9 protein-coding genes are annotated in these 11,183 nt (G+C 72.2%); 6 read left to right on the top strand and 3 right to left on the bottom strand.

Annotation, left to right across the window (positions count from 1 at the left end):
* The coding region (locus tag VI078_17225; protein ID HEY6001028.1) for a BadF/BadG/BcrA/BcrD ATPase family protein at nt 1-898 on the bottom strand (898 nt) is incomplete at its 3' end.
* Between the two features lie 86 nt (nt 899-984).
* Between VI078_17225 and VI078_17230 the strand changes: the two genes are divergently transcribed.
* From VI078_17230 to VI078_17250, 5 genes are all read left to right on the top strand, one after another.
* Nucleotides 985-1,701: a cytochrome c biogenesis protein CcdA gene (locus VI078_17230; GenBank protein HEY6001029.1), complete on the top strand. Its 717-nt coding sequence runs from the start codon at nt 985-987 to the stop codon at nt 1,699-1,701.
* Nucleotides 1,702-2,347: 646 nt separating this feature from the next.
* On the top strand, nt 2,348-2,821 hold the full coding sequence (locus VI078_17235) for a tetratricopeptide repeat protein (GenBank protein HEY6001030.1): 474 nt from the start codon (nt 2,348-2,350) through the stop codon (nt 2,819-2,821).
* 4 nt (nt 2,822-2,825) lie between these two features.
* A complete protein-coding gene (gene nadB / locus VI078_17240; protein HEY6001031.1) occupies nt 2,826-4,466 on the top strand; it encodes an L-aspartate oxidase in 1,641 nt (546 codons plus the stop codon).
* A gap of 214 nt (nt 4,467-4,680) precedes the next feature.
* Nucleotides 4,681-5,418, top strand: a complete 738-nt coding sequence (pyrF, locus tag VI078_17245) for an orotidine-5'-phosphate decarboxylase (GenBank protein HEY6001032.1) — start codon at nt 4,681-4,683, stop codon at nt 5,416-5,418.
* A gap of 4 nt (nt 5,419-5,422) precedes the next feature.
* Complete coding sequence (locus tag VI078_17250; GenBank protein HEY6001033.1) at nt 5,423-6,859, top strand: MBL fold metallo-hydrolase; 1,437 nt, start codon at nt 5,423-5,425, stop codon at nt 6,857-6,859.
* On the opposite strand, the gene VI078_17255 is transcribed toward VI078_17250, so the two are convergent.
* Nucleotides 6,829-7,833, bottom strand: a complete 1,005-nt coding sequence (locus VI078_17255; GenBank protein ID HEY6001034.1) for a DUF72 domain-containing protein — start codon at nt 7,831-7,833, stop codon at nt 6,829-6,831. The two genes, VI078_17250 and VI078_17255, sit on opposite strands and share 31 nt — an antisense overlap.
* A 209-nt stretch (nt 7,834-8,042) precedes the next feature.
* On the opposite strand from VI078_17255, the gene VI078_17260 reads away from it, so the two are divergent.
* Nucleotides 8,043-9,692, top strand: a complete 1,650-nt coding sequence (locus VI078_17260; GenBank protein ID HEY6001035.1) for a fatty acid--CoA ligase — start codon at nt 8,043-8,045, stop codon at nt 9,690-9,692.
* 206 nt (nt 9,693-9,898) lie between these two features.
* Here VI078_17260 and VI078_17265 read toward each other — a convergent pair whose 3' ends face one another.
* Complete coding sequence (locus VI078_17265) at nt 9,899-11,083, bottom strand: hypothetical protein (GenBank protein ID HEY6001036.1); 1,185 nt, start codon at nt 11,081-11,083, stop codon at nt 9,899-9,901.
* Nucleotides 11,084-11,183: the final 100 nt, after the last annotated feature.

The raw sequence follows: 11,183 nt of genomic DNA on the forward strand, positions 1-11,183 counted from the left end.
CCTCGAGACCGGCGGCGTCCACCGCCACCGCGCGGCCCGCCCGCAGCGAGAGCAGCGCCGCACCGAGCGCGCCGAGCGAGGCGTGGTGCGGCGGCACCGTCAGCTCCGGGTAGTGGCGCTGGAAGGCGCGGACCTGCAGCGGGTTGGAGGCGACGCCGCCGATGAAGACCAGCGGCGGCTGCAGGGAGCGGGGCCCGACGATGGTGCTGATGAAGTTCGCCGCGCTGCCCTCGTGCAGGCCGGCGACGATGTTCGCGAGCGGCTCCCCCTTGTTCTGCAGGTGGATCATGTCGGACTTCGTGAAGACCGTGCAGCGGCAGGCCACGGGCGCGGGGCGCTCGCTCGAGAGCCCCTCGCGGATGAAGGCCGCGAGCACCGCCTCCAGGCGCCCCTGGTCCGCCTGCGCCGCCGGCGCGATGAGGGTGGCGGCGAGCCGCTCCGCCTGCTGGTCGATGAACGAGCCGGTCCCCGAGGCGCAGGGGCCGTTCATCGCGAAGTGCTCCAGCCGCCAGCGCGGGCCGTCCCAGGCGAGCGCGAAGAGCGCCGCGTCCTGGCCGCCGATCGCGAGGATCGTGCGCACGCCGGGGGCGACGTGGGCCGCGCCGACGATCTGCGCGACGGTCTCGGGCTCCCACGGGGCCCCCAGCCGCGCGGCGATCTCCTGCCCGTGCGCGCCCGTGAAGGTGACCGATGGCAGACAGGCCGTGCCGAAGCGCGCCCGCACCGCGGCGAGCGCCTCGCGCACCGCCTGGACCGTCCTGCCGAAGTGGCGGCGGTACGGCTCCTCGTGGACAAGGGTACCCGCGGCGTCGAGGGCGACGCAGTTGACGCTGACCGAGCCGGCGTCGATGCCGACGGCTGCCGGTGCGCCCGGTTGTTCGCTGGGAGTCCGATCCACGATGGCTGCTTTTCGTGCCGGTTTGCGCGTAGACTAGCAATCATGGAGGCCGGAAGCAAGTTCCGCGGGCCCGCCGGGGTGCTGGCGTGAGCGGCGGCATCTCCTACGGCGCCGCCTTTCTCGGCGGGCTCGTGTCCTTCGTCAGCCCCTGCGTGCTGCCGCTGATGCCCGGGTACCTCAGCTACATCTCCGGTCTCTCCTTCGAGGAGCTCGAGCGGCTGCCGCCCGGGGCGCACCTGGGGCGGACGCTGCGCCACGCCGCGATCTTCGCCAGCGGCTTCACCGCCGTCTTCGTCGCGCTCGGCCTCACGGCGACGACGCTCGGCGCCTTCCTCGGCACGCACGCCGTGGCGCTACGCCGCGTCGCGGGCGCCCTGATCTTCATCTTCGGGCTGCAGGTCTCCGGGGTGCTGCGCCTGGGCTTCCTCTACCGCGAGCGGCGCTTCGAGGTCCATCACCACCGGGTCGGCACGGTCCGCAGCCTGCTGCTGGGGATGGCCTTCGCGTTCGGCTGGACGCCCTGCGTCGGCCCCATCCTCTTCTCGGTGCTCTCCTACGCGGCCGGCGCGGGCACCGCCGCCACGGGGGCGCTGCTGCTGCTGAGCTACTCCCTGGGCCTGGCGGCCCCGTTCCTCCTCGCGGCGGCGGCGACCTCGTACTCCTTCCGGATCATCGGGCACAGCGGCCGGTGGCTGCGGCCGGTGCAGGTCGCGGCGGGAATCGTCATGATGGCGATGGGGCTGGCGCTGATCACGGGGGTCTTCGAGCGGCTCAACCTCCTGCTCACCGGCTTCTTCTCCTGAGGGCAGGCCGCCGATAAGGGCCCATTTGCGGCGTTGCTCTCCTCCCGCCTCCCTGAGGCGGGCACGAGCCCGCCTCAGTCGCCGGATCGTCGGGCGCCTTGCATCTGGACCCTTCTCGACGGCCTGCCAATCCACAATGTGATGAGCAAGTCGGCCTGGGACAGAGCGGGGGCGGGGCGGTGACGGGCGGACGCATGTGGAGCGCGAGGGCACCTGGGCGGCCGGACCGGAGCGGCCCCGTCAGGGGCGAAACCTGTTGTCTGAGCCCCGGAGGGGCGAGTTACAGGTTTCGAGTGGAGGGCCGGACAGGCCCAGGTCGAGCGCGTAACTCAGCGGCCGCACGGCACCGCCCCGCACCGCTCTGGAACGGGCCAACCTTGTCAACAGGGCGACGGCCCGGGGGCGCCTGTGAACGGTCATAATGCGCCGGCCGCTTGCTGTGCTGGCTGAGTGTGGCCGGCGCATTGACAGTCGAGCAGCCGCTGAATGCTTTCGCGGATTGACGGCATCAGGGCGAGACGGAAGTGAACAGGCGCCGCCGGGTCGTGGCCCGGCACGGATGACGGCGGGAACGCGCGGCCGCCGGATTCCTATGGGCGTGAGGCGGGATTGTGGTACCGTGGGGCCACGCAAGGAGGAGACACCCATGGACATCGATGACCTGATCGCGGAGGGCCAGCGCCTGCTCTCCCAGACCAAGTTCGAGGAGGCCGCGGCGGCGTTCACCAGCGCGCTGGCGGCGACCCCCGACAACCCCACGCTGCTGGCCTCGCGCGGCGCCGCCCTGATCGCCCTCGGGCGCCACGACGAGGCGTTCGCGGACTTCGACCGCGCGGTCGCGCTCGCCCCCGACAACGCCCGCCTGTACTACCGCCGCGGCATGGGGCGCATGGCGCAGCAGCAGTTCGAGGCCGCGGTCGCGGACTTCACGAAGGCGATCGAGCGCGACCCCCAGTACGGGGTCGCCTTCTACAGCCGCGGCATGGCCTACGACTCGCTGGGCCGCGAGGAGGAGTCCCGCGAGGACCTGCGACGCTCGTGGGTCCTCGGGCAGGCGAAGCTCCAGGGAGAGCTGGACACCTACGGCATCATCCGCAGCGAGCTCGACAAGCCGCGTTAGTGCCGTGGAGGAGCGGCGCGACTTTCTCGTCATCGGCAGCGGCGTCGCCGGGCTCACCTTCGCGCTGAAGGCGGCGGCGCACGGCACCGTCGCGATCGTCTCCAAGCGCGAGGCGCACGCCTCCAACACCTGGTACGCGCAGGGCGGGATCGCCTCGGTCTGGAGCGACCAGGACCGCTTCGACCTGCACGTCCAGGACACGCTGACCGCCGGGGACGGCCTCTGCCACCGCGACGTCGTGGAACTGGTGGTGCGCGGCGGCCCCGACCGCATCCGCGAGCTGATCGACCTGGGCTGCCACTTCTCGCAGGGGCAGGCCCCGGGCGCCGGCTACGACCTCGGCATGGAGGGGGGGCACTCGCGGCGGCGGATCCTGCACGCGAAGGACTCCACGGGCCGCGAGATCGAGGAGATCCTCCTCGAACGCTGCCGGGCGCACCCGCGGATCCGGATCGTCGAGCACCACATCGCGATCGACCTCATCCTCGAGTCGCGCCTCGGCGGGACGATCCGCGACGGGCACGACCGCGTCTGGGGCGCCTACGTGCTGGACGTGCGCGGCGGCACGGTCCACTCGTTCGTCGCCGGCGCGACGCTCCTGGCCACCGGCGGCGCCGGCAAGGTCTACCTCTACACGAGCAACCCCGACGTGGCCACGGGCGACGGCGTCGCGATGGCGTTCCGCGCCGGCGCCGCGGTCGCCGGGATGGAGTTCTTCCAGTTCCACCCGACGATCCTCTACCACCCGACGGCGAAGGGCTTCCTGATCAGCGAGGCCGTGCGGGGCGAGGGCGGTGTGCTCAAGACCCTGGACGGGCAGGCCTTCATGGCCAGGTACGACCAGCGCGCGGACCTGGCGCCGCGCGACATCGTCGCGCGCGCGATCGACCACGAGATGAAGGTCAGCGGCGCCGAGCACGTGCTGCTGGACATCACCCACCGCCCCGCGGACTTCCTGCGCGAGCGCTTCCCGGCGATCCACGCGCGCTGCCTCGAGCTGGGGATCGACCTGACGCGCCAGCCGATCCCGGTCGTCCCCGCGGCGCACTACATGTGCGGCGGCGTGGTGACCGACGCCGGCGGCCGCTCGACGCTCGAGGGGCTCTACTGCGCCGGCGAGGCGGCCTTCACCGGCCTGCACGGCGCCAACCGGCTCGCGAGCAACTCGCTGCTCGAGTCCGTCGTCTTCGCGCACCGGGCCTTCGAGTCGGCCCTGGCCGCCCCCCGCGTGCCCGTGCCGCCGGTGGCGCCGTGGAACCCCGGCGGCGCGACGGCGAGCACCGAGGAGGTCGTGGTCAGCCAGAACTGGGACGAGCTGCGCCGCGCGATGTGGAACTACGTCGGGATCGTCCGCTCCGACAAGCGGCTGGCCCGGGCCCGGGCCCGCGTGCGCCTGCTCAAGGAGGAGATCGAGGAGTACTACCGCAACGTGCTCGTCACCAACGACCTGATCGAGCTGCGCAACATCACCACCGTCGCCGAGCTGATCATCGAGTGCGCGGCGCGGCGCGCCGAGAGCCGGGGCCTGCACTACACGACGGACCACCCGGCGCGCGACGACGCGCACTGGCGGTGCGACATCGTGCTGCGCAAGGCGCCCGACGGGGTCATCGCGACGTTGGACCGGAAACCGTTCACCAGGTAGCGCGGGCCCGTCGGGAGGGCTTCTTCCGCCCTGGCGGCGTTGCGGAAAGGGCTGCTTGTGCGGCGGTCACCAGACCGCCTCCGCGCGCCCATTTCCGCTGGCCTTGCCAGAACGGAAGAATCCGCTCCCGCCAGACCTGCGCAGCATGTGCCTGTAACGACCGGACGGCGCCGGCGTTGACAAGGCGGTTGCGCGCCGTGAGAATGGCACCACCATGACGAATCCCCCCGCTGCCGCGCTCCCCGACAAGGGCATCCCGGCGCGGGACCGCCTCATCGTCGCCCTCGACCTGCCCTCGCCGGCGGAGGCGAAGCGCTTCGTGGAGCAGCTCGGCGACGCGGTGTGGTTCTACAAGATCGGGCTCGAACTGTTCATGGCCGGGGGCTACTGGGAGCTGGCGGACTGGCTGACCGCCCGCGGCAAGAAGGTCTTCGCCGACCTGAAGTTCTTCGACGTCCCCGAGACGGTGCGCGCGGCGGTGCGCAACGTCGCGGGCCGCGGCGTGCACTTCACGACCGTCCACGGCAACGACGCGATCATGCGCGCGGCCGCCGAGGCCAAGGGGGACGTGAAGATCCTCGCCGTGACGGTGCTGACGAGCCTCGACGCGGGGGACCTCGCCGACCTCGGCTTCGACTGCGACGTCGCCGCCCTCGTGCTCTCGCGCGCCCGCCGCGCCCTGGAGATCGGCTGCGACGGCGTCATCTCCTCGGGGCTCGAGGCGCCGCGGCTGCGCGAGCACCTCGGCGGGAAGTTCCTGGTGGTCACGCCCGGCATCCGGCCGGTCTTCAACAAGCCCGCGGACGACCAGAAGCGGACGGTTGACGTCGAGGATGCCTTCCGCGGGGGCGCGGACTACATCGTCGTCGGCCGCCCGATCCGCACGGCCCCGGACCCGCGCGCGGCGGCGGCGCAGGTACAGGAGCGGATCGCCGCGCTCTTCGCGCGCTGAGCCGATGGCGGCACCGGTGGAGCGGCGGGCGGACGCGGGCCCGCGCCTGACGTTCCTCGGCGCCGCGGAGAACGTCACCGGCTCGCGCTACCTGCTCGAGCACGGCGGCGCCCGGGTCCTCGTCGACTGCGGCCTCTACCAGGAGCGCGAGTTCCTCGCGCGCAACTGGGACCCCTTCCCCGTCCCGCCGGCCTCGATCGACGCCGTGGTGCTCACGCACGCCCACGTGGACCACTGCGGCTACCTGCCGCGCCTGGTGCACGACGGCTTTCGCGGCAGCGTCGTCTGCACGCCGGTCACGGCCGAGGTCGCGGCGGTCGTCCTCGAGGACTCCGCGAAGCTGCAGGTCGAGGACGCGGCCTTCAAGCGCAAGCGCCACACGCGGGAGAAGCGCACCGGCCCGCACCCCGAGGTGCCGCTCTACACCCCGGAGGACGTCGAGGCCGCCGCCGCGCTCTTCGCGCCCACGCCCTACGGGGCGGAGGTCCGGCTCGGCGGCGGGCTCACCGCCACGTTCCGCGACGCGGGCCACATCCTCGGCTCGGCCTCGGTGCTGGTCGGCTGCGGGCAGGGCGCGGCGCCGCGGCTGCTCTTCTCCGGCGACGTCGGCCGCTGGGACAAGCCGCTGCTCAACGACCCGGAGCCGGCGGCGCAGGCGGACTGGGTCGTGGTGGAGTCCACGTACGGCGACCGCGTCCACGAGGGCGGCGGGTCGATCAAGGAGCAGCTCGCGGCGGTGATCGCGGACACGCGGCGGCGCGGCGGCAACATCGTCGTGCCGAGCTTCGCGCTCGAGCGGACGCAGGAGATCCTCTGGTACCTCGCGGAGCTGCTCGAGGAGCGGCGGATCGAGCCGCTGCTGGTCTTCGTCGACAGCCCGATGGCGGTGCGCGTCACCGACATCTTCGAGCGCCACCCCGAGATCCTGGACGCGCCGATGCGCGAGGCGCTGGCGCGGCGCGCTTCGCCCTTCCGCTTCTCCGGCCTCAAGATGATCCGCACGGTCGAGGAGTCGAAGGCGATCAACGGCATCAAGGGGACGGTGATGGTCATCGCCGGTTCGGGCATGTGCACCGGCGGGCGCATCAAGCACCACCTCGACGCCAACATCGCCCGCCCCGAGAGCACGGTGCTCTTCGTGGGCTACCAGGCCGTCGGGACCCTCGGCCGCCAGATCCAGGACGGGAGCCCCGAGGTGCGGCTCTTCGGGCGGATGCTCCCGGTGCGGGCGCGGGTCGAGAGCATCCCGGGCTTCTCGGCGCACGCCGACCGCGAGGAGCTCACGCGCTGGCTGGCCGGCATCGCGCGCGCTCCGCGGCGGGTCTTCGTGACGCACGGCGAGCCGGAGGCGGCGGCCGCATTCGCCGCGCACCTCGCGTCGCGCTTCGGCTGGCAGGCGACGGTCCCCCGCTACGGCGACGTCGTGTCGCTCACCTGCTGAGCGACGCCGCCGAAGCACTCCGCGAGCCGCTCCGCGATCAGCGGCGCATTGCCGCCGGAGCGGTTGTTGACGATCACGGTGACGTGCCGCCCGGCGGCGATTGCGGCGCGCATCACGCACACCGTGTCCTCCAGCATCCGCTCCGAGAGCAGCCCCTCGATCAGCCGGTCGAAGGGGTGCGTCCTGGCGAACGCGTCCTCGTAGCGCATCCCCCGCGGCGTCATGAGCCGCACCAGCACCTCGCCGCCCTCGTTGAAGAAGCGCCCTCCCGCGCGCCCGAGCTGCTCGGCCAGCGGGGGCAGCCACGTCCAGTGCGAGAGCGCCTGGCCGACGCCGGTGCGCGCGAGCACCGCGTAGACCGGCTCCGCCAGGTACGCGTCGGTGCGCAGCTCCAGGTGGTAACGCCGATCCGGCGGGATCCGCCGGAAGAAGCGCTCCAGGTCGGCGGCCTCGTCCTCGACGGCGTCGCGCTCGGCGGCGCGTCGGTATTCCTGCTCGAAGAGGATCCCGCCGAGGTTGTCGTGCAGCAGCCGGACCGCCGGCGCGTAGAAGCGGTGCGTGAAGAAGTCCGCGTCAAGGTAGTCGGAGTTGGGGACGAAGCAGCCGCCGCTGCGCAGGCGCGGCGCCATGACGGCCCGCGGGGCCTTGAGGAAGACGCGGTCCCCCTCCCTGAGGTGGCCGGCGTAGGTGCGGACGATGTGAAACGTGTCGGTCGGCTGCAGGTGCTCATCCAGCAGCGGGCGGTAGAAGGTGAAGTCCAGCTCGAGCGCGCCGAAGTGCTGGAAATACTCCTCGACGCTGTCGACCGGCAGGACTTCCTCCAGGTACCGCCGCCCGCCGACCTCGTGAGTGCGGCGGGTGATCCGGCCCGCGTAGCGCTCGCGGGTGTAGATCTGCCCGATCCACCCCGCGTAGCGGTCCGACGCGGTGCCGACGGCGACCTGCGGGTGCAGCCCCCGGAAACAGAACCTCATCGCCTTCACCTTACGCCGGCCTGCCGGGCCCGTCCACACGCCAAGCGCGGCCGCGACCGCCGACTGTCGACTGTCGACCGCCATGACCGCCGGCTTGGCGGGCGGTGCGCCCTGCGCTATCCTTCCCGCGCCGGCCCCGCGGGCCGGAGGACCAGGGGCAACCCGCGCCCGCCGCGAGCAGCGATGGCGCCAACGACAAGGAGACCCGCATGACCGAGCACCTCGTCCCACGCACCCCGTCGGCCCACGGCTATCCGCTCCTGATCAGGCAGATCTTCGAGGCGCCGCTGGTCGACGCCCCGGAGCAGGAGATCGTCTACAAGGGGTCCCTGCGGCTGACCTACCGGCAGTTCCGCGAGCGGGTCCACCGCCTCGCCGGGGCGCTGACGGCCCTCGGCGTGAAGGCCGGCGACACGGTCGCGGTGCTCGACTGGGACAGCCACCGCTACCTCGAGTGCTTCTTCGCGGTGCCGATGATCGGCGCCGTGCTGCACACCGTCAACGTGCGGCTGACCCCCGAGCAGATCATGTACACGATCAACCACGCCGAGGACGACGTGATCCTCGTCCACCGCGACTTCCAGCCGATCCTCGAGGCGATCAAGGGGCGCCTCGACACGGTGAAGAAGTACGTGCTGCTCGCCGACGACGACGCGCCGGCCGGCGGCGGCCTGCCCTTCGCCGGCGCGTACGAGGCCCTGCTCGCCGCCGCGCCGCCGCGCTTCGATTTTCCCGAGTTCGACGAGAACACGCGGGCGACGACCTTCTACACCACCGGGACGACGGGCTTGCCCAAGGGCGTCTACTTCAGCCACCGCCAGCTGGTGCTGCACACGATCACCGCGATGGCCGCGCTCGGCACGCAGCGCACCCACGGGCGCTTCCACCGCGAGGACGTCTACATGCCGCTGACGCCCATGTTCCACGTCCACGCCTGGGGCGTGCCGTATCTGGCGACCTCGATGGGCCTCAAGCAGGTCTACCCCGGCCGCTACGTCCCGGACCTGCTCCTGGAGCTGATCCGCACCGAGAAGGTGACGTTCTCCCACTGCGTGCCCACCATCCTGCGCATGCTCCTGCGCACCCCGGGCGCGGAGAAGTACGACCTCTCCGGGATCACGATGCTCATCGGCGGCGCCGCCATGCCGCGGTCCCTGTGCCTGGAGGCGATGAGCCGCGGCATCGACGTGCTCGCCGGCTACGGCCTCTCCGAGACCTGCCCGATCCTCTCGGTCGCGCACCTCAAGCCGGAGATGCTCGCCCTCGGCCCGGAGCAGCAGGCCGAGGTCCGCAGCCGCACCGGCCTGCCGCTGCCGCTCGTCCAGGTGCGGCTGCTCGACGACGCCGGCCGCGACGTGCCGGCCGACAACGCGACCCCCGGGGAGATCGTCGTGCGCGCGCCCTGGCTCACCCAGGGGTACCTCAAGGACACGAGCAACTCCGAGAAGCTCTGGCAGGGCGGCTGGCTGCACACCAACGACATCGCGGTGCGCGATCAGGCCGGCTACCTGCGGATCACCGACCGGCTCAAGGACGTGGTCAAGGTCGCCGGGGAGTGGGTCTCGTCGCTGGAGCTCGAGGACCTTATCGCGCAGCACGCAGCGGTCGCGGAGGTCGCCGTCGTGGGCGCGCCCGACGACCGCTGGGGCGAGCGGCCCCTGGCCCTCGTCGTCCTCAAGCCGGGGACGGAGGCCGGCGCGGCCGTCGAGAAGGACATCGTGCACTTCGTCAAGGGCTACGCCGACAAGGGCTTCGTCTCCAAGCATGCGCTGCTGCTGAAGGTGAAGGTCGTCGAGGCGATCGACAAGACCAGCGTCGGCAAGACCAACAAGGTGGCCCTCCGGGCGAAGTACCTGTAGCCGGGGCGGCTCGGAGGCCCCGGCGCGCCCTGGCGGCGTCGGGGCCCGCGCTGCTTGTGCGGCAGGCACCAGCCTGCCTCCGCGCGCGCTTGCCCCTTCCTTGCCAGGACGCACCGGGACGCTCCGATCCGCCTCGGCTTCCGTTCCGGAGACGGACAAGCGCACAAGGCGATCGCCGCGGACCGAACCCGTCCTGGAAACCGGAACTACGGCTTCGAGCTGGTGGATTGGGACGATGGCGCAGCCCGCTCCAGGCCGGCGATCGCCGCCTCGACGAAGCCGAAGCCGAAGTGGCCGATGTTGCAGTCGCTCATGACGAGCACGACCGCGTCCGTGCCGGCAAGCTCCCGGGCAGCGTCGAAGCTCCCCCGCTCCAGCGGCTCGACGATCGGGCCGGGGAAGCGGATGCGCCGCCGGAAGTAGTCGAGGCTCTCCCCGGGCTCGATGAGCCTCTCGGCGGTCATGAAATTCAGGAACTGCAGCGCGAAACTGTCGCCGGTGAAGCGCAGGCGCGGGCGCGCGCCGCCCTCCTGTCGCCGCTCGAACACGGGGTGCGTCTGCGGGCCCGGCCACGGGTTCGGCCAGAAGAGATTCAGCAGCTCGCCCAGATCGTTGTCCGTCGCCCAGACCGTGCCGTCCGTGCGCGAGCCGCTCACGGCGAGCTGCACGAACCGCCCGGGCTCCTCGCGCTCGAGCAGCGCCAGCAGGCGGCCGGCGAGCAGCGCGTTGGCGTAGTGGTTCCAGTGCGTGCCGCCCTTGGCATACAGGGGCGTCCCGTCGCGCTTGCGCTCCCTGCGCAGAATGACCGGGACGTCGAGGAGCGCCACGCCCGAGCGGCGCAGCGCCGGCGCCACCTGCTGGTACATGCTGCGCCGGCGCTGCCGCCCGGGAACGACGAGCCGCGGCGGCAGCAGCTCGGGGTACATCTCGGCCTTGCCCGGCGCGAGCACCACGATCAGCCGCGACCCGCGCCCGCGCAGCAGCTCGTCGAGCCGCCTGGCGCGCGCGGCCATCTCCGCGACGTGCTCCGGCGTCAGGTGGCGCGGCCGGTTGTACTCGTCGACGTAGGCCTTCTCCAAGAGGGTGCCGTCGCGGCCGAGCACGATCAGCGTGCCGTTGGTCGGGGGCTGGCCGAACAGCGTCATCCCCACTTGGTTGTCGAGCCGCACGAGCCACCCGCGCAGCCGCAGCCGCCGGGAGACCCAGCGATCCCAGGACTCCTGGAACTGCCCGCTCCACCAGCTCCGCGGCGTGAGCGGGGCCAGCTGCACGGGCACCTCCTCGCCCGCCAGCCCCATGCGCGGGACCAGCCGCGCCCGCTGGTGGACGAAGAGCAGGCCGAGCAGGCCGAGGAAGAGCCCGATCTTCAGCCGTGAGCGCGCCCCGACCATCGCCTTCAGAACCGGAAATAGATGAAGGGGTTGAAGACGCTCGTCGCCAGCGCGCCGCACGAGAGCACGAAGAGCGCGATCGCCGAGGCGTAGCGCAGGG

The organism is bacterium (genome assembly GCA_036524115.1).
GTDB lineage: Bacteria > JAUVQV01 > JAUVQV01 > JAUVQV01 > DATDCY01 > DATDCY01.

What these genes read in the sequence shown, in the direction of transcription:
- VI078_17235 (HEY6001030.1), top strand. Translation starts at nt 2,348, where the DNA reads ATGGACATCGATGACCTGATCGCGGAGGGCCAGCGCCTGCTCTCCCAG.
- pyrF (HEY6001032.1), top strand. Translation starts at nt 4,681, where the DNA reads ATGACGAATCCCCCCGCTGCCGCGCTCCCCGACAAGGGCATCCCGGCG.
- VI078_17250 (HEY6001033.1), top strand. Translation starts at nt 5,423, where the DNA reads ATGGCGGCACCGGTGGAGCGGCGGGCGGACGCGGGCCCGCGCCTGACG.
- VI078_17255 (HEY6001034.1), bottom strand. Translation starts at nt 7,833, where the DNA reads ATGAGGTTCTGTTTCCGGGGGCTGCACCCGCAGGTCGCCGTCGGCACC.
- VI078_17260 (HEY6001035.1), top strand. Translation starts at nt 8,043, where the DNA reads ATGACCGAGCACCTCGTCCCACGCACCCCGTCGGCCCACGGCTATCCG.
- VI078_17265 (HEY6001036.1), bottom strand. Translation starts at nt 11,083, where the DNA reads ATGGTCGGGGCGCGCTCACGGCTGAAGATCGGGCTCTTCCTCGGCCTG.